Source organism: Neobacillus drentensis, assembly GCF_036962125.1.
GTDB lineage: Bacteria > Bacillota > Bacilli > Bacillales > Cytobacillaceae > Neobacillus > Neobacillus drentensis_B.
Window position 1 is genome coordinate 126,374 of sequence record NZ_JBALOA010000021.1, and the last position, 22,251, is coordinate 148,624.

The 22,251-nt window shown below is 34.2% G+C and carries 15 protein-coding genes and 2 pseudogenes; 12 read left to right on the forward strand and 5 right to left on the reverse strand.

Annotated elements, in window-relative coordinates; genetic code table 11:
* The first annotated feature begins 53 nt into the window (after window positions 1-53).
* From V7121_RS18695 to V7121_RS18720, 6 genes and pseudogenes are all read left to right on the forward strand, one after another.
* A complete protein-coding gene (locus V7121_RS18695) occupies window positions 54-686 on the forward strand; it encodes an SCO family protein (RefSeq protein WP_335495833.1) in 633 nt (210 codons plus the stop codon).
* A gap of 2 nt (window positions 687-688) precedes the next feature.
* Complete coding sequence (locus V7121_RS18700) at window positions 689-1,246, forward strand: hypothetical protein (protein WP_335495834.1); 558 nt, start codon at window positions 689-691, stop codon at window positions 1,244-1,246.
* 165 nt (window positions 1,247-1,411) lie between these two features.
* Window positions 1,412-1,789: pseudogene (locus V7121_RS18705) on the forward strand (LemA family protein); the annotation flags it as partial.
* Window positions 1,790-2,109: 320 nt separating this feature from the next.
* Complete coding sequence (locus V7121_RS18710; protein WP_335547375.1) at window positions 2,110-3,630, forward strand: type I restriction-modification system subunit M; 1,521 nt, start codon at window positions 2,110-2,112, stop codon at window positions 3,628-3,630.
* Window positions 3,620-4,984, forward strand: coding sequence for a restriction endonuclease subunit S (locus tag V7121_RS18715; RefSeq protein WP_335547377.1), 1,365 nt, complete (start codon window positions 3,620-3,622; stop codon window positions 4,982-4,984). The genes V7121_RS18710 and V7121_RS18715 overlap by 11 nt, the downstream gene beginning before the upstream one ends.
* Window positions 4,985-8,083 (forward strand): type I restriction endonuclease subunit R, encoded by a 3,099-nt coding sequence (locus V7121_RS18720; RefSeq protein ID WP_335547379.1) that lies wholly within the window; start codon window positions 4,985-4,987, stop codon window positions 8,081-8,083.
* A 331-nt stretch (window positions 8,084-8,414) separates the two neighbouring features.
* On the opposite strand, the gene V7121_RS18725 is transcribed toward V7121_RS18720, so the two are convergent.
* The gene (locus V7121_RS18725; protein ID WP_335547381.1) at window positions 8,415-8,807 is read right to left on the reverse strand and encodes a hypothetical protein; all 393 of its coding nucleotides are present in this window, start codon (window positions 8,805-8,807) and stop codon (window positions 8,415-8,417) included.
* Window positions 8,808-9,078: 271 nt separating this feature from the next.
* On the opposite strand from V7121_RS18725, the gene V7121_RS24970 reads away from it, so the two are divergent.
* The 4 genes from V7121_RS24970 (at window position 9,079) to V7121_RS18745 (ending at window position 14,190) form a co-directional block, all read left to right on the forward strand.
* Window positions 9,079-9,420, forward strand: a complete 342-nt coding sequence (locus V7121_RS24970) for a GIY-YIG nuclease family protein (protein ID WP_420490731.1) — start codon at window positions 9,079-9,081, stop codon at window positions 9,418-9,420.
* A 129-nt stretch (window positions 9,421-9,549) separates the two neighbouring features.
* Complete coding sequence (locus tag V7121_RS18730) at window positions 9,550-9,726, forward strand: hypothetical protein (RefSeq protein ID WP_335547383.1); 177 nt, start codon at window positions 9,550-9,552, stop codon at window positions 9,724-9,726.
* 646 nt (window positions 9,727-10,372) lie between these two features.
* On the forward strand, window positions 10,373-12,373 hold the full coding sequence (locus tag V7121_RS18740) for an ATP-dependent nuclease (protein WP_335547385.1): 2,001 nt from the start codon (window positions 10,373-10,375) through the stop codon (window positions 12,371-12,373).
* The gene (locus V7121_RS18745) at window positions 12,373-14,190 is read left to right on the forward strand and encodes an ATP-dependent helicase (RefSeq protein ID WP_335547387.1); all 1,818 of its coding nucleotides are present in this window, start codon (window positions 12,373-12,375) and stop codon (window positions 14,188-14,190) included. Before V7121_RS18740 ends, V7121_RS18745 begins: the two co-directional genes overlap by 1 nt.
* Window positions 14,191-14,660: 470 nt before the next feature.
* Here V7121_RS18745 and V7121_RS18750 read toward each other — a convergent pair whose 3' ends face one another.
* Genes V7121_RS18750 through V7121_RS18765 form a run of 4 tightly spaced genes read right to left on the reverse strand, consistent with a single transcriptional unit; the run spans window position 14,661 to window position 21,065 of the window.
* Window positions 14,661-15,350, reverse strand: a complete 690-nt coding sequence (locus V7121_RS18750; protein ID WP_335547389.1) for a hypothetical protein — start codon at window positions 15,348-15,350, stop codon at window positions 14,661-14,663.
* Window positions 15,325-17,007, reverse strand: a complete 1,683-nt coding sequence (locus tag V7121_RS18755) for a site-specific integrase (protein ID WP_335547390.1) — start codon at window positions 17,005-17,007, stop codon at window positions 15,325-15,327. The genes V7121_RS18750 and V7121_RS18755 overlap by 26 nt, the downstream gene beginning before the upstream one ends.
* 9 nt (window positions 17,008-17,016) lie before the next feature.
* Entirely contained in the window at window positions 17,017-19,776 is a 2,760-nt protein-coding gene (locus V7121_RS18760) for a hypothetical protein (protein WP_335547392.1), read from the reverse strand.
* A complete protein-coding gene (locus V7121_RS18765; RefSeq protein WP_335547395.1) occupies window positions 19,755-21,065 on the reverse strand; it encodes a site-specific integrase in 1,311 nt (436 codons plus the stop codon). Before V7121_RS18765 ends, V7121_RS18760 begins: the two co-directional genes overlap by 22 nt.
* 292 nt (window positions 21,066-21,357) lie before the next feature.
* On the opposite strand from V7121_RS18765, the pseudogene V7121_RS18770 reads away from it, so the two are divergent.
* Both V7121_RS18770 and V7121_RS18775 read left to right on the forward strand, forming a co-directional pair.
* Window positions 21,358-21,552: pseudogene (locus V7121_RS18770) on the forward strand (LemA family protein); the annotation flags it as partial.
* On the forward strand, window positions 21,552-22,251 hold a 700-nt coding region (locus V7121_RS18775), incomplete at its 3' end, for a TPM domain-containing protein (protein ID WP_335547398.1). The pseudogene V7121_RS18770 and the gene V7121_RS18775, both read left to right, overlap by 1 nt.

A 22,251-nucleotide genomic window follows, 5' to 3' on the forward strand; every position in this document is an offset into this window, starting at 1 on the left:
CTTTAAAGAGTCTTAACACATGAAAAAAACATTAGATATGGGAAGTGATCTTCGTGATCAAACGTTGGCATACTCCACTTGCTGCGCTTATAGTGATTATATTTGGATGGGTACTGTTCTATTGCGGTACCGATGGGTTCAGCGCATTTACGGCTGAAACAGCAAGGGTAAATAGACTAATAGACGTTAAACCTAAATTTCCCGATGTCACCTTTGAGGATAGTAAGGGTCGGAGTTATTCAATATCTGAATTTGAAGGTAAATATGTATTTATTACATTTCTATATACTTCCTGTACCACAGTTTGCCCGCAATTAGAAATGAACATGTCTAAAGTTTATGAAAAAGTGCCGAGTAAGTATATGGGGAAAGAAATTGTCTTTTTAAGTATAAGCTTTGACCCTGTCAGAGATGATGTGTCCACATTAGAAAAATACCGCGGGTATTTTAATAGCGATGGTGAAACCTGGAGAATGGCTAGAATTCCTAAAAAAGCAGAATTGGATTCTTTATTAAAAGCATTCGGTGTCATTGTAATTCCCGATGAAAACGGAAATTTTGCTCATAACTCTGCTTTTTATTTAGTCGATAAAAAGGGAAGTCTCGTTGATGTGATGGACTACAAAAAAATTGATGAAGCTGCCAATAAACTAGTCGGAATTCTTGACAAGGAAGCGAGGGACTAATCATGAAGCAATCCCTATATGGCTTATTGATCCTTCTATCCCTGGCATTGCCGCCTGCTGCAAACTTAATGGAATCCGTCATGATTATTCACATGCATATGCAAATGCCTCTGTTGATATTTACAGGTTTTTTAATAGCCCGTTTTTTTCAATTAGGTACTCCTCATTTTTTTGAAAAGTGGAATGGTAATGGTATACCAGGCATTCTCTTATTTGTAATCATCGTTGTCTATTGGACACTGCCAAGGTCAATGGATGCAGCTTTGACGGAACAGAGTATGGAAGCATTTAAATTTATCAGTTTGCCATTACTAGCGGGTGTTCCACTAAGAGATAGTTGGAAAAAACTGAAACCAAACGTGAAACATAGTATATTTTATTTTTTTATTATCCTGTTTTCTGGTATGGGATGGTTATATATAGATTCTCCTGTGCAATTGTGTAATAACTATTTAATCATTGAGCAAATCACTCTTGGCTGGGGATTTATTACCACAGCAATCTGTATGGTCATCTATTTAGCGTATATGGCCTTCGTAGACCCAACAAAATATGAATAATTGAAAAAAGGGAGCCCGATCTATCTGGATGGGGCTCTATTTTATGGATAATGTAAATATCATTTCTGGGCACACTTACAAATGATAATGGTCGAAAAAGGAAAATTTTTTAAAATTGAAATATACTATTAAGGAAGGGGTGTGTTGAAATTGAAAAAAGGATATATGGTAATTGGGATTGTTATAGCAGTGATTGTTATTTTTGGTGCCATGTTAATCTCCAGTTATAACTCTTTTGTCAATCAAGAAGAAAATGTGGATCAGTCCTATGCTCAAATTGAAAATCAGCTGCAAAGAAGACTTGATTTAATTCCAAACTTAGTGAATACAGTGAAAGGTTTTGCCTCACATGAGAAGGAAGTGATTGCATCGATATCTGATGCCCGTGCACGACTTGCCGGTGCGAATACACCGCAGGAACAAGCAACAGCAAATGCAGATTTATCAGGTGCTTTAAGTCGATTGCTAGTTGTTGTTGAAAATTACCCTGATCTCAAAGCCAATCAACAATTTACGCAATTAATGGATGAACTAGCAGGTACTTTATAGGTACAAAAAATAAGTGGTCAAAATCATCAAGTTCTTGTGCTCTATAGGTAATTTTTATTTTGCCCATATGATGCGGTCGAAATTAGTTCTTCAATTAATAAAATCCTCCAATTCACCCCTGATTTTACCTCCTAAAACCTAATTACAGTTCATTTTATATCTCCTTAATTTAATAGCAGTATAAATACCGCCAACAGTAGCTTTTTTAGATACTGTTTTTTATTTGTCAAAAATAATCCCAACAGCTATTTTAACTTTACAATCATACCTATATTTGACAATATAAAGGTAGGATTGACTAGGAGGATATACATATGGCAACAGCAAATATTGGTTTTGAAGAACAGTTATGGAGTATGGCGGATAAATTACGTGGTTCAATGGATTCTGGTGAATATAAAAATGTTGTATTAGGATTGTTATTTTTGAAATATGTATCAGATGCATTTGAAGAACGACATGCGGAACTTGAGGAAGATGAGTTGGCAGATGCAGAAGACCGTGATGAATATGTGATGGACAATATCTTCTGGGTTCCGAAAGAAGCACGCTGGTCATTCATTAAAGATAACGCAAAGAAGCCGGAAATTGGTCAGATTATTGATAAAGCCATGATTGCAATTGAGAAGGAGAATTCATCATTACAAGGTGTTCTCCCAAAAGATTATGCACGTCCAGCATTAGACAAAGTACGTCTTGGAGAAACGATTGATTTGTTTTCTTTCAAAGTGGGTGATGAAGAAAGTCGTTCAAAAGATGTGTTGGGTCGAGTTTATGAATATTTTTTGAGTAAGTTTGCCAGTGCTGAAGGAAAGAACGGTGGAGAGTTCTATACACCATCGTCTATTGTGCGCCTATTAGTTGAAATGCTAGAGCCATATAAAGGACGTATATATGACCCTTGTTGTGGTTCAGGTGGTATGTTCGTACAAAGTGAAAAGTTTGTGGAAGAACATCAAGGTAAGCTAGGGGATATTGCAGTTTATGGTCAAGAATCGAATCCTACAACGTGGAAGCTTTGCAAGATGAATTTAGCGATTCGTGGGATTGATGGAGACATTGGAACACATAATGCGGATACATTCCTAAATGATTTACATAAGGGATTAAAGGCAGACTTCATATTAGCGAACCCACCATTTAACATTAAGGATTGGGGCGGAGATAAGTTGCGTGAAGATGTTCGTTGGCAATACGGAACACCACCAACTGGTAATGCGAACTATGCATGGATTCAGCACATGGTTTCAAAGTTATCACCAGCAGGAACAGCTGGCTTTGTTCTAGCAAATGGTTCTATGTCTAGTAATACTTCGGGTGAAGGTGATATTCGTAAAAACTTAATCGAAGCTGATTTAGTTGAATGTATTGTAACATTACCAGGACAACTGTTCTATTCTACACAAATTCCTGTTTGTGTTTGGTTCTTATCAAAAAATAAATCGAAAACAGGCAAACGTGGTCGAAACGGGGAGATTCTATTTATTGATGCACGGAAACTTGGCTTCATGGCAGACCGTACCCATAAAGAATTTGCAGACGAAGATATCAAGAAAATTACAAATTCCTTTCATGCATGGCGTGGTACTTTAGATGTTCCATATCAAGATATGCAAGGTTTTTGCAGAGCAGCTACACTTGAAGAAGTACGAAGCAATGATTACATGTTAACACCAGGTCGTTATGTTGGATTAGAAGAAGTAGAAGATGACGGAGAACCATTTGAAGAAAAAATGGCTCGTTTGACATCGGAATTATCAGTGCAGTTTTCGAAATCAAAAGAATTAGAAGAACAAATCAGTCATGCACTTGGGGGAATAGGGTATGACATTTAGTACGGATATTTTAACGCAAATACAAAATATTAGAACTAAATTTAATCTTCCTAATGACCCAAAAATAAAACCTTTATCAGATTTGGAAAAAAGCAAATTGCCAAAATTGCCTAATGGTTGGATTTGGCTTACGAGTAATGAAATTTCCACTTTTATTACCAATGGTGTACACGCACCTACATCTTTGAATGATGAATTAGGTATAAATAAAAAAATGCTAAGAATCACTGACTTGCAAGAAGGACGAGAACCAAATTTTAATAATCTACCGTATTGTAAGAGGTTTGTGAAAGGCGATTATGAAAAAACTATAAAAAAGAATGATATATATATTTCATTCACTGGTAACAATTTAGGGAAAAGATACCTTGTGAAACAGGATAACGATAATGTTGTTTTTGCACATTACTTTGTTAGATGGCATCCACTTGTTGTCAATCCTGTATATATTTATTATGTGTTGCTAAGTCCTCATTTTGATAGATTTATGTATGAACATACTTTAGGTTCTACTCAACCAAATCTTAAAGTTACAGATTTGAAGAGAATGCCATTGCCGATACCACCATTAGAACTTCAGGATAGAATAGCAAATTTATTATCGAAATTCGATGAAAAAATTGAAATAAATAATGCAATTATTATTAAAATCGAAGAAATAGTTCAAACCCTTTTCAAACGCTGGTTCATTGACATTGAGTTTCCAAATGAGGAAGGATTGCCATACAAATCAAGTGGTGGCAAGATGATTGATAGCGAGTTAGGAGAGATACCTGATGGGTGGAGTGTTGGAGCTTTACATGATATTTCAACAATTATCATGGGACAATCTCCAAAGAGTGATACTTATAATTCAGATGGAATTGGATTACCGTTAATCAATGGTGCAAGTGATTTTAAAGGTGGAGATATAAACCCTAATAAATATACAACTGACCCTAAAAAAGTGACTCAAGTTGGAGATTATATTTTTGGTGTTCGAGCTACATTAGGGAATGTTACTGAAACGAATAAAGAGTATGCAATTGGGCGTGGAGCAGGAATCGCTAGAGCTAATGAAGATAAATTTAAAGAATACTTATATTTTCAGTTAATAAATGCATTTAATACATTTGAACAAACAGCCAGTGGCAGTGTGTATTTAAATATCTCAAAGAATGATTTGAATGGTTTCAAAGTTATTGTTCCTTCTGAAAATACTGTAGAAACGTTTCATTTATTAACTGAGAGTATGTTTAGGAAAAAGAATTTGCTTTTTCAAGAAAATAAAAAATTGGCAATGCTGAAGGATACTTTAATCATAAAAATCTTCTCAGGAGAGATTGAAATCCCAGACGAAAGTGTGGTGGTTTAAATGTTCAAGTATTTAGAATCAGATTTAGAAGAGGCGACGTTAGAATGGCTGGCTGAGATGGATTATTCCATCTTGGCTGGTCCTGATATTGCTCATGAAGGTGAGTATCCTGAACGGTACAGTTATCAAGATGTAGTGTTAGATGAACGTTTGAAGGATGCGCTCCGGAGGATTAATCCTAATGTTCCAATGGATGCAATTGAGCTAGCGGTTCAGAAAATTGCAGCGAATGAATCTCCTAGTTTTATTGTAAATAATAAAATGTTCCATCGTATGGTGACAGAAGGATTAGATGTTGAATTGCCAGGCACAGATGGTTACAATCCAACTGAGAAAGTATGGTTGTTTGATTTTGCACATCCTGAAAATAATGATTTTGTGGCAGTCAATCAGTTCACGATTATTGAAGGGAATCAAAATAAACGTCCTGATGTACTTGTTTTTGTAAATGGCTTGCCTTTAGTGGTAATTGAGTTGAAGAATGCTACAAATGAAGCTACTGGAATTTCAGAAGGCTATAATCAGCTTCAAACATACAAGCAAACTATTCCTTCTTTATTCCGTTACAATGCTTTTTTATTAACGAGTGATGGAGTAAATGCTCGTGTCGGTTCATTAACGGCTAATGAAGAACGGTTTATGAAATGGCGGACAATTAATGGGCTTGAACTAGCTCCTACTTCTCTATCACAATTAGAAGTGATGCTAAAAGGAATGCTCGAACCAAGTCGTTTTATGGATATCATACGTAACTTCATTTTGTTCCAAACAGATGGAGAGAATACATACAAAATTTTAGCTGCATATCATCAATTCCATGTTGTGAATAAAGCGGTAGAGAAAGCGAAAGTAGCAGTGCAAGGAGACCGTAAAATCGGGGTTATATGGCATACACAGGGCTCTGGAAAGAGTTTATCTATGGTATTTTATGCAGGCAAACTCATTCAAGCTATGAACAATCCGACGATTGTGGTATTGACTGACCGCAATGATTTAGATGACCAACTGTTTAATACTTTCTCGATTTCGAAAGATATTTTACGTCAAACACCGAGCCAAGCAAATAGTCGTGATGAACTGCGACAATTACTGTCGGTTGAATCTGGAGGTATTATTTTTACTACGCTACAAAAGTTTTTCCCTGATGAAGATACAGGCATCATGCCTTGTTTAACTGACCGTTCAAACGTAATTGTAATGGCGGATGAAGCCCACCGGTCCCAATATGGATTTGGGGCAACTGTTCGTGGAAACGATGCGGAAACGAAGTATGGATTTGCAAAATACGTTCGTGATGCACTTCCGAATGCTTCGTTTATTGGTTTTACTGGAACACCTGTGGAAGCAACAGATAAGAATACACCTGCTGTTTTCGGTGAATACATTGATATTTATGATATGACACAAGCTGTAGAAGATGGTTCAACAGTAAAAATATTCTATGAGAGTCGTATTATTCCTCTAGATTTACCGAGCGACCTTCGACTAGATGATGAGTACGAGGAAATTACAGAAGACCAAGAACAGTCTGTGAAAGAGCGATTAAAATCAAAATGGTCAAGACTCGAAGCGCTAGCCGGAGCCGAATCACGAGTGAAACGTTTAGCCGAAGATATTGTGAAACATTATGAAGAACGGCAACAAGCTATGTTTGGGAAATCGATGGTGGTCGTAATGTCTCGTCGCATTGCGATTGATTTATATAAAGAAATTGTGTCATTACGTCCGGAGTGGCATTCCAATGACGATGATAAAGGTGTGATTAAAATTGTCATGACAGGAGCCTCAAGCGACCCTGTAGAATGGCAACCGTTCATTGGGAATAAAAAGAGACGGGAGTATTTAGCAAAACGTATGAAAGATAATGCTGACCCGTTGCAAATTGTTATTGTAAGGGATATGTGGCTGACAGGATTTGATGTTCCAGCAATGAACACTATGTATATCGACAAGCCGATGAAGGGACATAATTTGATGCAAGCAATTGCTCGTGTGAATCGCGTGTTTAAAGACAAGCCGGGTGGATTGATTGTAGATTATATTGGTATTGCAGAAAGCTTAAAAGAAGCGCTGCATCAATACACAGAAAGTGACAAAAATACTGCTGGTGTGGATACATCTGTTGCGGTGGATGTCTTGCTAGAAAAGTATGAAGTGCTCAATGAAATGTTGTATGGGCATGATTATAGCGGTTATCTATCTGATAAGGCAACGGAACGAATGAATGCTATTATTTCAACAATGGATTTTGTTCTCGGTCTGGGTGAAAAAGAAAAGAAACGTTTTTTAACGAATGTAACAGAACTTTCGAAAGCGTTTGCTTTATGCGCCACTACACCCGAAGCACAGGAACTAAATGCAGAAATTGGATTCTTTAAGGCTGTAAAAGCAAGCCTAGTAAAGAGCATTGGTGACGGTAGCAAGAAGAAAACAAGCGCCCAAATGGAAGCAAGAATTAACCAGTTAATTTCGAGGTCGGTCATTTCAGAAGAAGTAGTGGATATTTATGAATCACTTGGCTTAGAGAATCCGGATATTTCTATTTTATCAGATAAGTTCTTACAAGATGTGAAGGCAATGCCCCATAAGAACCTAGCGGTTGAGTTACTGAATCGTTTATTAAACGGCAAAGTGAAAAGTGTACAGCGAACGAACTTAATACAGGCACGTAAATTTTCTGAAATGCTTGAAGGAGCACTCAACAAATACAATAAGCGAGCGATTGAAACGTCGAAGGTTATTGAAGAATTGATTGCATTGGCTAAGGAAATGGATTCGGCACATAAACGTGGGGAGCAGACAGGTCTTATTAAAGAAGAGATTGCCTTCTATGATGCGCTAGCATCACATGAAACAGCAGAGCAAGTATTAGGTGATGCTACACTTAAACTCATAGCTCACGAGCTTTCAAAGTCGATTAAAGTGAATATGAGCATCGACTGGAACCTACGTGAATCCGCAAGAGCTAAAATGCGAGTAACCGTGAAGCGACTCTTAAAGAAATACGGTTATCCACCAGATTTACAAAAGGAAGCAGTAGAAACAGTAGTTAAGCAGGCAGAGTTGATGGCGCAGATGGAGTTTGACCTACATATTTAATGAGATTTATTACAATTCTCCTGCTACCAGGCTGACACCTTTGGTAGTGAAAAATAATTTCATAAAGTAATTGCTTATACTATTTAAAAAGTGGTAGATTTCTATAACGTTGTTTTCTTAAGAGTTATACCAATGCCTATCAGCAAAGAAAAATGGTTTGGTCATGGTTGTATTCTCAATACCATAACTAAAAAGAAATTATAAGGTATTACTATATACCAATAAAAATGACTATCAAATAAGTTAAATTTTGATAGTCATTTTCCTTTACATTTTTAATGTTTGCAAAGGTTACGGAACCGAACCTGCTGAAAAATAGGTTTTTTAATATTTAATAACAGTGCCCATTCTTAATTAATTGATTTAATTCTCGTCGTAAAGCCTGTAGCGCCTTTTCCCTGGTAAGTCTGTTTTTTATCTTAGTTATTTCAGTGTACCTTGTTTTATAGGGTTCTTGTTCCATCAATATATTTATCCTCTTTTGAGATTCTTGGTAGTCTTTTATTTTTTTCTGCACATCCTCCTTTAATTGCTGCTGCTCATCTTCGGTTAATTGTTTCATAAAGTTCTGTAAACGTTTTGTACCGTATCTACCTCGATATTTCCATTGGTAACGTTGTAATACTGTATTTGAGCGATGATTCATCTTCCTATAAGACCAAGAATAAATATAAGGCAATCCTCGAATAATCTTAACCGAAAAGTTTTTAGGATTATTTTTCATGGTTATTCACCTCTTAATTTTTTAAATTTTAACCTGTATTTCTTTTTTGTGTGAAAAAAGGTGAATTTTTCTGATAATTACACTTTAAATTAAAAAAGACAGTTAATTGAAGACAGTTAACTTAAAAATATTAAGATAGTGAGAACCCGTATTAGAATTGAATTTTTATTATTTTTACTCTTTAATTTTATTTCTCTAGTTAATGGATAAATTTGTTATTTAATATTTACTTTGATAACATCTTCATAAATTAGAAAGGGAGATGAAATAATTGCTCTTAAAATTCTCACATGATGATGGATTCCCCAAAAAGCCAGGAGTCTACATTTTAGAAAATCAAAGGAACGGCAAAGTATATATAGGTTGCACTCAAAATATGAGGGCAAGAATTGCCGCTCACAGAAGTCTACTATTAAGCAGTAGACATTATAGCATGGAGCTCCAGCAGGCATTCGATACCGATAGACTTACAGTAAAGGTTTTAGCGGTAATCCCCCATGCTAACAAACAATTATTGAGGGAGTCTGAGCGCTTACTTATACAAGCTTCGCCATATCTCTTTCCTGCTGGAATAATTAATAAGAAACTTATCCATTATTCAAAATGTAAGTGAAAGATATGACGCTTTTTTCGGCTATTCTTTAGAGGAACAACCTATTTGAGGTAATATGAAAAAATGTTATTTCAAAATAGAATATTGAAAGAAATAGTATAGGTTTGTTTATAGGAGGGCATCAGGGATATGTATACCGACAATGTGGTACAAATTGTGGAACATAATAGTATAGACGAGGCTAACATCTGGTTTAAGAGTAATCATGAAAAGAAGATAATGTTTGTTCAGTGTCATTTTCACGGTGAAACAACTGGGCTTTTAGGTCAGACCTGGTACAAAGTAACTATTACATATATGCAATAAAAGCGGCAAAACAGTTAAAGCACTGTGATTCTCATGAATTGCAGTGTTTTATATTGTTATTTATCCAATCAGATTCTTTGAATCAATTGCCTATTTATTTCTCCGTATTTTTCGTCACCTTCCAGAATCCCACCAGGCATATAATTAACTTTATGCTTTTTCATAATTATTGAGGAGGTAGCATGTTTGTTTCACCAATGTTGATGCATAAATTCGAGCAACCATTTAATTATGATAATTTTTCAACTAAGCTTAAGTTAGATGGAATGCGTCTCTAATGGACTAAATTTGACAATAAAGTCCGTTTATATACGAGGCACTATAATGAAGTTACAGCTAAGCTCCCGGAGTTACATGAATTAAATATTAACACAGTTTCTGACCTGATTCGGAATAGAAACTTTGACCGAGTAAGGAGAATGACTTAGAAGGTCAAGCTGTAGCCATGAACCCTATTGTTCAACTAAGGGGGGCGATTCTTCAGGAAGAAGGTCGTCTTTTTCTTTTTGCATAAGAAAGATTGTGAAAAGTTGTACCTAAACCATAATACTAACTTTTTTATTTGACACTTATTGTAAAACATTGTCAACTTTTATAATATGTTCTAAGATTATAATGTCTAATTAAATTAAGAGGAGAGAAGCATTTGTATAATTTAAAGTCACCTTACATATCAAGAATCAAAATAGTAAACTTTCGAAATTTTAAAAATGTAGATGTTAAATTAAACCACAAACAAATCATAATAGGTGAAAACAATGTTGGTAAAACCAATTTATTGAGAGCTGTTCAGCTTATTTTAGACCCAAAATTGTCCGATGAAGACCGGTTCTTATTTGAAACAGATTTCTTTGATGGATTGTCAGAACCAATGAACAAGGGTGAAAAGATTGAAATCTCAATTGAAATTCAAGGTTTTGAGCACAATAAAACTATTTTATCTACCTTAGATTCTGCAACAGTTTCAACATCACCTCCGACCTTGCGTTTAACATATAGGTATTTTCCTAAGATAAGAGAAGATGGAACCTTTGATTACCAATTTATTATTTTCCAAGGTGACAAGGAAGAGGTTCCCTTCAATCATTTCCATCGAAAATTTCTAAATTTACGCGTAATAAATGCATTACGAGACGTTGAAACTGAAATGAAGCATATTAATAAGTCTCCTATAAATATGCTTCTTAAACAATATGATATTCGAAAGCAAGAACTAGAAGAAATTGCTTCTGCTCTTAAAGAAAAAAGTGATGAAGTGTTATCTATTGATGAACTCGTTGATTTAACAGGAAAAATCAGCTCAAGGTTTTCTGATATAATTGGGAATCAGATTGATTCAAAGATTTCCTTAGACACTATGGATTTTGACCCTAATCGTATCTTAAACACTCTTAAATTGATGATTGGACAGAAAAAACGTCAAACCGGGGATACAAGTCTAGGGATAAATAACATCCTCTACATTTCATTAATTTTATTAAGTTTAGAGGACAAAACAGTACCAACAATTATTAAGGAGGATAAATTTCAGGAACTGTTAAAAGAAGAAGAAGCAGCAATACTGAATGCTTGTTTCGAAAAGAATCAAAGAAATAATTACATAATAAAAACTGACTTAACCAATGAAAATTATTCTAAACTTTATCATTTTATGGATACGTATTATTCCAATAACAATGGTTTTACAATCTTAGCAATTGAAGAACCTGAATCTCATTTACATCCTGCACTACAGCGGATTATTTACAAAGATGTAATGAAAAAAAACACATCTATTCTTATGACCACACATTCTCCACATATTACATCTGTTGCTCCTATTGACTCAATTGTTCATTTGAGGCATACGAATGATGGAACTACTATAAATACCACTGCTACTTTAAAAATTGAAGATAGGGATAGAAAAGATATAGAGCGTTACATCGATGTTAAAAGAGGAGAAATCTATTTTGGAAAAGGAGTTATTTTAATAGAGGGTGTTGCTGAAGAATATTTAATACCAAGTTTTGCAGAAATACTTGATATGCCATTAGATATAAAAGGAATCATTTGCTGTAACATTAGCTCTACAAACTTTGAGCCATACGTAAAGTTTCTTGATGCTTTAGGTATTCCATTTGTTGTAATAACAGACGGCGATTATTACTTAAACGTTGAGGAAGATGGAAATACAACAAGGAAATTTGGTTTGTTAAACGAGGATGACCATGAAGATTTTGGATACGATGGAAACGATAGAATAAGTGACCTATTAATTAAATTGAATAAGCTAACTGAAGAACAAATTCCTGACAGTTTCCGCGAACAAGATGAATTATTTTTTTCATTAGGCTACTTCATTGGTTATCATACAATGGAAATCGATATTATGGAATCGGTAAAAGAATTAAAACATGAAAAAGAAATTCTAAATAATATTTTTACCAATCTAACATTGGGTGGGGAAAGACAAAAAAAGAACTTCCAAAATGAGTTAGAACAAGGAAAGTATGTAGCATGTTTAAAAAAGATTGAAAGCAGCCATTCAGGGATAGGCAAAGGCAGATTTGCCCAGCATTTATCAATAGAATGTACAGAAAACCATATACCCAGCTATATCGAGGAAGCTATTGAATTTATTTATAAAAGAGTAGATGAACTTTAATGGAACTATATTATCAAAAAGTACACCAAATTCAGGATGACCCCGAACAGTTAGCTGCGTTTAATTCTAATTTAAGTACAATCGTTAGGGCAGGACCTGGCAGTGGTAAAACCACTATTTTAACACTTAAAATAATCAAACTGTTAAATGAGAGAATAAACACTCCAAGAGGGCTAGCATGCATAACTTACAGTAATGAAGCGGCAAAAGAATTTATAAACAGGCTTAGAAAAATGGGTTATCAAAAAAGAGAAAATGTAACATTAGGCACAGTTCATTCATTTTGTATTTCTCAAATTATAATGCCGTTTTGTCATCTTTTTAATGATGATTTTCCATTGCCTATAGATATCATTACCGATAGTGAAAAATATAAGTTGTTTTTCACTATCTTAGATGAATTTGGCATTAGTAAAAGTGACTTAAGATTCGAACAAATAGATTCAGAAAGAAGTCATTCTGTGCCAGGAATAAGCAAAGTAGAAATTAATGAAAATGCATTAGCCGCTAAAGTTGCCACCGAATACGAAAAACGACTTAAAGAGTTAGGAAAAACGGATTTCATCGAAATTGTTAAATATTCAACACTATTAATTAATCGAGAAGAATACGTACGGAAGTGTATCGAAGCTAAGTTTCCTTGGATTCTAATTGATGAATATCAAGACTTTGGGAAGCCACTTCATGAATTAATTTTATCTCTAATTAATAATACTAATATAAAAATATTTGCAGTCGGGGACCCAGACCAAAGCATTTATGGATTTAACGGTGCTCACCCTGCCTATTTTCTAGAACTTTACGATTCCTATGAACTCATGCCGATACAGCTTAAAACGAATTACAGAAGTAATCAGGATATAATTGACGCTGCATCTATGGCTTTAAGTATTGATGACCGAGAATATAAGGCGGGATATAGATTAAATGAAAAGGGAGCCTTTCATTTTATCCAATGTGAAAATGAACTTGAAGAGCAATACAAATATGTAGTAGATACCATAATACCTAGTTGTCAAAAACAAGGTATTCCTTTAGAAGAAATATGTATCTTGGTAAAAGACAATTATGTGGTAGAAGAAGTGCGTAGAGTATTGGAGGAAAGAGGAATCCCACATTATATTCCAAAATTCGAATTCTCGAAGAGTAATATTGTTTTATGGTTAAAAGATTGTGGTACATGGTTAGTTACCAATCAAGGTTCCTTTACAGAGATTTCCGATTTTTGGATTCGGTTGTTAGAGAGTTATCAGGGTATGCTTAGTGATTCTGAAAAAATTAGCCAAAGAAAAAAATTCTATAATACATTAATTATCAGTGAAAAATATAAAGATTTGTTGAGTGATTGGTTAACTTTTATGATAAATAGGCTAAACATTCAAGCTATTATAAATCAATCTGATAAATATTCCGGTGAAATATATTATATTGACAGAATTTTAGAATTAGCAACTATAGGTCGTTATAAAATGTACAATGTTGAGATGTTCTCGCAGATTGGTAAATCTGATAACCAAATTGCCCTATCAACTCGACACAGTTCAAAGGGATTGGAATTCGAGGTAGTAGTAATGTTAGGAATGGAACAAAAAGTTTTCCCAAATTACAGAAACATCCACAATCAAGAGAAGCTAAATGAAGAACGTAGAGTTTTTTACGTATGTATAACAAGAGCAAAACGTGAATGCTATTTATTAATGTCAAAAAATTATACAAAAGAAACAAAAAAAGGTACTTTTACATTTAAACACTATCCATCGATGTTCTGGCGAGAATTACATCAAGTATGTAAAGAAAAGAAACTTACTTATTTCTAGTTGATATTAAATGAATTTTGTAAAAGGGAACTTGTCGTGTCGAGTTCAGGAACAAACGCAATGAGAGGTTTTAAACCTCAAACATATATTACTCTTTTAGAAGCATTTAAATCTAGAAGATGGAATGATTGGGAATCATTCACATTAGAGCCAAAGCATAGTGACAACATTGTGGATATCCATTTTGTGTATCCTGACTGTGATGGTTTTATCAGGTAAAATCATCGGTCAATCAATTCTCTGAAACAAACGCACAAAAATTTGAAATACATCATATAAGTTTTAAAAACTAATGTAAAAAAGATATTGATGATGTTATCAAATTTGACGAGTGGAATAACGAATATTTTTCACATTAAAACTTTTCAATAAAAAAGGAGAGCTAATTCATATGAATTAGCTCTCCTATGTAGCATTTATATTGTTTTTTCTCCAAAAGAGGATGCCTTATAAGATATCTCATTGTTTTTTTATTTACGAAACCGACTAGAAAACTTATTTTTCGATTCACTGTTCTCGAATGGAATAACTTTGGGTTCATACTTCGGTTTATTTCGTTCTTCAAACTCAAAGAATGCAGCAGGGTTGCTAAATATAGTTTTCATTGCATACTCAGTATTCTGTCTTACCTCTTCATTGGATGATTCCGATAAGATTCTAGATAATCTGTACACTAATGCTTGTAACTTATCATTTTGTGTGTCTCTTTCTTTTAAATCGGATTTAACCTTTTGAAGAGTTTCTTCAAGTTCTGAAAGGTCCTTTCCTAACTTTTTTTCTCTTTCTAATGACTCATGAAATTGCTTTTCCATGAAGATTAAATGCTTTAATAATTCTTCTTTATTCTTGTATTTTTTATTTACTAAATCTACTACGTTTGGTACCTTAATTTCCTTTCCTTTTGAAACAGTAACAGTTTCACTAAAAACTCTATTAGCTTTATCGACTTCAATTCGACCTAAACGACCTTCTTTTCTCCAAAAGGAATCAGAAGTGGAAGCTGAGATTAGTTTGTCTTCATAAAGACTATTAGCGTAACTATGAATCTTGGAATAACTAATAATACCCATTGGTTGAACATTATCTCTAAAGTCTTTTACAACAAACTTTACCTCATCTTGAGTAAGCTTTGGATTACGACCAACGGACTTTTTCGCCATCTAATACTTCACCTCCACCTATTTTTGAACACAGTAGTGCAAGTTTATAAATATCGCTCTGTATTTCATTAGCCTTAGTTTTTATCTTTGATAATAATTCTGGGTTCCGTCTTGATAGTTCATCGCTTAAAAATTGTTTGTTAAGATTTCGAATTATTGCTGCAAGTTCATTAATATTATTTTTCATAGCAAGTATATCTGACTTGATTTGTTCTTTTTTTTCAATATATTCATCCGGAGTTATACCCCACCTTGAACAGAAGTAACAAAGTTTTGTTTCACAACTTTGTTCTTCATCTTTACAATATCCTATCTTCATCTTTTTCTTAAATGTGCCATCATCATCATACGCTTTAAGTTTAACTTCATCTGGTATAGTTCCAGTATGCTCTGCAACAATTTTAGAGTTTTTTACTTTTTTCATGAGCTTAAATACTTCACAATCAGCCCAATATTCTGAATGACCGTTATAGTGATATTGTGCTCGAATCGTTTGATGCCCACCTAATCTTGCAATTTCAATAGGGGAATACCCCTGCATCATTAGCGAAACAAAAGCAAAGTGTCTTGTGTCATTCGGAGAAATATGGTGTTCTTTCACTATTTCACAGTCGTATATTGTTTCCATTGTTTTGTAAAATCTTTTAATCAGAGCATCTAAGTTATGTGATTTAAACTGATTCAAATTTTTTGTTACAGCAGCTCTATTAGTAGAAGGGTCCCCGGAGATTAGCGAGCGATATGATATAAGCGTATCTGTTTTACCATATTTGTTGGTTATTTCTACATATCGTTCGATAAGTTGATATAATTCTTTATCTATTAATAGTGTGTCGGGGATTTGTATCCTTTTTGTATTCTTCAGTTTATTCCTAGGTAATTTGATATAATGCTTCCCATTATTAATAAAAATGCAATTTCTTTCTATTAAACAAAATTCCGTTGGTCGCATGGGAATTATATTTGTTAATCTCCACCAAATAACTAATGGAAATATTAAAAGTAATTCTTTTATTAGTTTAGCTTGGCTAAGAGAATCATTTAATAATCGTTCAAAATGTTTTTCTAAATAATATGAAAATGAAAGCACATATCTAGAAGGAGGTAACTGTCTTATATTTCTTTTAACTGGAATTTTGTTTTTTAAATTGATAAGGGAAGGCACGTAGTCCTCACCTATCTCAAGGTCTGAAAAGTCAAAGAAATTACAGAGAGATATTATCAAATCTACTTTGTATTTATTGCTATAATCGCAATACTCAATATACTTTAATAAAGAGCCTTTTTCTTGCCGTCTAAACCCCTTAGTTATTTCAAAACTCTTCAAAAATTGGATATGATAGCTAACCGCAGCTTGCTTATATTTATCGATAAGATGGACTGTCCAACACTTGGCAATATCTTTGAAATCATGAGGTGAATTTTTGTTAAAAAGTGCAGAGTCTAATTTACTAAAGTCAAATGAAGAATAGTTTTCATAGTATTGCAGTTTTGCGACTTCCCAACAATCATCTTCAAAATCACCTCTAATCCAGCGATTTTCTACTACTAGACTTTCAATGATTTCTTTAGCTTTTATAATGCTTTGTTCTAAATTAAATGTTTCATCGGAAAATTCTTCAATGTCAAATTCCAATTCTTTGTTTAGTACAGGCATAAGTACCTCCTATGTCAAATAAATGGGATTATAAGTTAGATACTGTTCAAAATCTTCACCAGTTCGATATTGTAATTCATCAAGCAGGTCTAATAGCCCATTGTATTCTTCTTCACCGTTATCGAAGAATCTAAATACCTCGGTTTTACCGAATTTCTGCATAGCCCGTTCCAAGCCATCCATATCCTTATATAAATGGTTCATTAGACGCGTTTTTTCGCCTTCAAAGGTACTGGGTTCAAAATCTCTAATAAACTCTAATATGGTGCCTTTTACGCCTTCTACGAGTGAAGAAATGGCGTAGAAGTTAGGAACGGCAAAAGGACAATCTTTACATGACTCTAATTCTGGCTTATGACAATCTGGTGAAACTATACATTGGAAGTTTTCTTCATGACTAGGTAACGCATTAACTTCTAAATCAAACATTAAATCTGTAACCTCATCAAGACCCATCCTGAAAATTTCATCTGCAACTTTTTGTCTTTCTGATAAGGTTTTATTGATGAATCCGGTAGTAGCCTCTATTCTTTGAATTCCACCGAATGCTGAATTAAGTGCTAAAATTTCTTGTGTTCTTTTATTTCTATCCTCATTATCTCCAAACAGGACAGTTGCAAGAAGTGATGGGATATAACCGAAATATTTTCTGTTAAAAAGACTTTCACATAATTCATCAAGTTCTTCATCAGGGATAACCAGATAGATGTTAGTTGTTTCAAAGTCCTCATGAGCACGTAGTCTCTGTGCCAATTCTAAAGCAGCACTGCTGCGTCCTTTTCGTACTAGAACCATATAAATAAGGACTAAGACAGTACGATTCATTTTCAGGCTTTGGAACTTAAAATCCTCTTTATTAAAATTACTAAAAAAAGCATTATGGGCTTTTTTAGAAATAACGTTGTTATTCTGTATGTCAAAATCTATAATGCTATTATTTATGACATTATTTTCACTATCGCTAATAATGCCTTTTATTTCAATTACAATCAATGAACAAATTGCAGCGGCAGTAGCAAAGGGAAGGACCAAATCATCTGGACAGTTGAATCGATTTGTTGCTCCTGTTTTATTAACAGTAAGGTCTTTTCGTTTGACTTGATTTATTATTGAGTTTGCCTCTTCCAATGTTAAGTCCCGTTCTTTTAATGTTTCCAGTGAGCAATGGTTAACATCTTTTAATTCTACCATTGGAAGAGACATCACATCACTATGCCTCCAGGCATTACCTAAATGAGTCAGTATATATAACCAAGCAGAAGCGTAATGAGTGGTATATTCATTTCTATTAATGATATTCTCAGCGTCAATGATTGCTTGTTGTTTATGTTTCATTGATTTTGCATAATCGTATATTTCTATATACTCGGAATACTCGTAAGTCTCCTTGGGTTTTTCAGTAGTTTCATAGAGATAAGGGTTGATAATTCTGGACATGTTGAAGGTCTTAGTTTTTTTGTTATTCTCCGACAAGAGGGCAGTTATTTTTCCGTGGTATTCCAAGAGAAAACTATATAAATTGCGCTGTTTTTGAATTGCAATTGAAGGGTTAAATAGTTTTAGGTTAATTTCATTAGAAGTAAGAGAAAATAACTCTTTGTCCAGTGTAAAAGCGGCTAAGACGGTTGTACAATCAACATAGTTTGATATTAGGCTTTTCAATCCACCGATGTTTCTTTTAGCTAAAGACAGCTTTTCCTTGCAGAATGAATGCCATTCTTTTTGTGTGTAAGGACATTTCTCTGAAAATGAAATCTCCTTTATTGTTAAAATTTGTTCAAAAGCTTCAACAGGGTCGAAAAGACTTAATGCTTGGCTTAAATTATTTCGTTCTTCTACTTGTTTTTTATACTGATTGACATCTTCTAAGAAATACATAACCATAACTGGTTCTCCTAAAGCTAGATTCGCTAGGGTGTCTGTTGGAAAAGAAACTAGCTGTCCGGGAACATATGCCAGATTGCAAATTTGCATAACACTTTTTGCTGTACAAAATGTATTTTTAATTTCTGCCATTTTTTTTAATAAATTATCAACACTTTCCTTTGAATAGAAAGTCTTTCCTTTTATGAAAACTGGCTCTATATGTTCCTCTTTTCTAAGGGAATCAATCGTATTTCTTGAGCAATTAAAAATTGATAATGTTTCATCAAGATTAAAAAAATCCTCTTCATTGTATTTAGGAATATTAAAATATTTCTCAGCGTCTTTTAAACTATAGAAAAAATTATTCTTAGTTATCGTCACCCTTTGAATATTATATTTAGTTTCTAAACCGTATATATCTTCATAAGAAATATTATACTTTTCCCTTGCGGCTATGCTTTGAATATGAGTTTCCATGAAAGATAAGAAATGCTCTTTGGCAACATATAAATAAACCTTTTTAAATCCCTCATCGAAATATTTGTACCCAATATTTTGGGATTCACATAAGGAGATTACTCCATCAAGAATCTCTTTTCTTCTTTTCACTCCTGCAAGAGGGGTTTTTCCTTCAAAACCTAGCATCTTTACAATTTCTTTATCAGGTAGGTAGTTGACTTCCAGTAATTCGATAAGTTGCAATAGATTATCCAAATCGCTTTTTTTGTAATAAGTTGCCATTGTAGTCGTTCCGGGTGCCTCTTTTGTTTCAATGATATTATTTTCAAAGGGTTTAAAACCTTTATATGTCTTGGCGATTTTTTCGTATTTTCCAGACTGAACAACCTCATATTTTGCAATCCATGTTTCATGCTCCATATTTAACCAACCTTTTTCTTCCATCTTTGAACATCTTTATTATCTATAAGCCCTAATTTTTCAATAGGATATTTTTTAAACTCATTGACCGCTTCTCTTATTTGTTCGGTAGTAAGTGTTTCATCAATATATTTTAAAGCAGAATTAATGTTTCTATCTCCTCTGGCGATGGCTAACTGTGTGGGAGTAAACCCCATATCAATAAGCGTATTTGTGAATACACCTCTGCCAATATGTGTACTCCAATAGGTATCGGCTATAAGGTCGTAATCTTTATGCCCCATCAATGAATCAAGGAAAATATTTTTAACTTTGTTGAATTGTTTGTCATAGACTTTTCCTGACATTGGGTTTCCGTCGTTATCTAAAAACAAAGCACTTGCATTTTTGCATTTCCCGGTTTTTAGTAAAATGTTTAGCTGCTTCATGTGTTGGTCGTAAACTTTCCACACCAAGTCATTATCAAGAATAGTTTGTCTAGCCAAATTAACGTTTAAATAATTTAATCTTTTGGGGTTCTCAGCTTTTGTATCTTTAAGTCGGGCGAAAAATCTCTGCCTGTTATCTTTTATTTGAACTTCCATTGATTCTCCGTGGCTCACAATTAAACTGCCTCTGTCTAAGTTAACTACCTCACCACGTCTTAAACCACCGAAGTATTGAAAACATAATCCAAGGGCAATACCGGGTGCAACATCCATTGCTATGCTAATAAAACGTGCTGTTAATACTACCCTGTCTTCCCCGAAATCTTTAAGTTTTGCTGGTCTTTCCTTTCTCGTATTACGGGAGGGGAATCTTGTCTCCAGTTGTGGTTCCCTGAATACCGATTTATATACAGTCTCTCCCTTAAAATTCTTTTTCTCCTCTATTGAAAAATCCTCATCTATTAAATCCATTTTCTTTAAGTAAACATAGAATGATGAAAGGTATTTTTCATATTGCTCCACCGTTGATTTTTGTAAACCTTTTAAAGACAAATGGGAAATGTAACGACTAGCATGTTTTCTCATAAGCCCTCTTAGTCCTTTTAGCTTAAGCTCACTAAATTCCTCATCTCCTTCTTCTATCTTTTGTAAACAATAGTTTAATAGTCTGCAAACCTCTTTAGCAGGAGCATCTTGGCTATTTAGTGATTTTCCATAATACTCATATTGGGTCTTAATAAAATGGGTTAGAGGGTGAGGGTATACTATTCCTGATTGTTCATCCAATACTCCTATCATGATTACTTTTATATTTCTTATTTTGCCTTGTATCGTCTCATTTACAGTAACCTCTCGGCTAACAAACTTAGTATTTGAAAAGTCCATTGATTTGTTCCCCTTTCTAAGAATAACCCCATTATTTAAAAGAACTTCTATTGTTAAAGACTACCGTTCTTGTTGTTTAAGGTCCTCGATGCTCCGCATCTCCGGATACGCCTCCCGCTATGGGCTCGTCCCCTTCAAACCCTAACTAATTATTTTTAGTATACATAATAAATTTTATTTTGTCCAATTATTAACATAATGGGCTAAATTAAATAATTGTGTTTATTCCTTTAATATCAATGTTTTATTGAGGATATAATTGATTGAATTTGTATATTGACCGAAAGTGTATCTATATGGAACGGAAAACAGGATATCAGTTGCACGAAAAGATTATAATGATCAGGTTGCCGTTTACAATAAAAAAGTAAAAAGATTTCCTGGGGCGATTATTGCAGGCATTACCGGGTTTGATGAAAAAGAGTATTTTAAAGCGGACCCAAGTGCCCGACAAGTTCCAACCGTTGACTTTGGGGACGATAAGTAATGAAAACGAAGCGGCTCTTCAGCCTTTTATTGGTGTTTTTCACTTTTTTTGTCTGTGCAGGAAATACACATGCTGAGGAAGTCCTAATTCCTGCTCCTGTCGGAGATATCTATGTTCAGGATTTTGCCGGTGTACTAAATGAAACAGAACGAAACGAATTAATCAATTTAGGCAGAAACATTGAAGACCAAACAACGGCACAAATTGCTGTTTTAACAGTAGAAACCATCGGGGACAAACCAATTGAAGAATTTGCAAATGAAGCATTTCGGCAATATGGAATCGGAAATAAAAACGAAAATAACGGTGTATTACTCGTCTTATCCATGAAAGAACGCAAAGTGAGGATTGAAGTGGGCTACGGTTTGGAGGGGAGAATTCCTGATGGAAAAGCCGGTAGAATTCTTGACGAAAATGCCCTTCCATATTTAAAAAATCAACAGCCAGACAGAGCTATTGTGGAAACCTATAAAACTTTAGCAAACGAAGTACTTGCTGAGTATGGCAAAGAAGGAGAAGCCGGTAAACAAACGCAGTCCACAAGTGAGAAGGGAATGGGTATTCCCAGCTGGTTAATAGTCCTTGTAGTAATTGTTGTGGTGATTTTAGATTTTAAGTTTTTTGGGGGCACACTGACATATCTTCTTTTATCTATTATCTCCAGAGGTGGGGGAAGAGGCGGTGGCGGTGGTTCTCGAG

Excerpts from the sequence above, each read along its gene's own strand:
- V7121_RS18700 (WP_335495834.1), top strand. The coding sequence starts at position 689 with ATGAAGCAATCCCTATATGGCTTATTGATCCTTCTATCCCTGGCATTG.
- V7121_RS18710 (WP_335547375.1), top strand. The coding sequence starts at position 2,110 with ATGGCAACAGCAAATATTGGTTTTGAAGAACAGTTATGGAGTATGGCG.
- V7121_RS18715 (WP_335547377.1), top strand. The coding sequence starts at position 3,620 with ATGACATTTAGTACGGATATTTTAACGCAAATACAAAATATTAGAACT.
- V7121_RS18720 (WP_335547379.1), top strand. The coding sequence starts at position 4,985 with ATGTTCAAGTATTTAGAATCAGATTTAGAAGAGGCGACGTTAGAATGG.
- V7121_RS18725 (WP_335547381.1), bottom strand. The coding sequence starts at position 8,807 with ATGAAAAATAATCCTAAAAACTTTTCGGTTAAGATTATTCGAGGATTG.
- V7121_RS18730 (WP_335547383.1), top strand. The coding sequence starts at position 9,550 with ATGTATACCGACAATGTGGTACAAATTGTGGAACATAATAGTATAGAC.
- V7121_RS18745 (WP_335547387.1), top strand. The coding sequence starts at position 12,373 with ATGGAACTATATTATCAAAAAGTACACCAAATTCAGGATGACCCCGAA.
- V7121_RS18750 (WP_335547389.1), bottom strand. The coding sequence starts at position 15,350 with ATGGCGAAAAAGTCCGTTGGTCGTAATCCAAAGCTTACTCAAGATGAG.
- V7121_RS18755 (WP_335547390.1), bottom strand. The coding sequence starts at position 17,007 with ATGCCTGTACTAAACAAAGAATTGGAATTTGACATTGAAGAATTTTCC.
- V7121_RS18760 (WP_335547392.1), bottom strand. The coding sequence starts at position 19,776 with ATGGAAGAAAAAGGTTGGTTAAATATGGAGCATGAAACATGGATTGCA.
- V7121_RS18765 (WP_335547395.1), bottom strand. The coding sequence starts at position 21,065 with ATGGACTTTTCAAATACTAAGTTTGTTAGCCGAGAGGTTACTGTAAAT.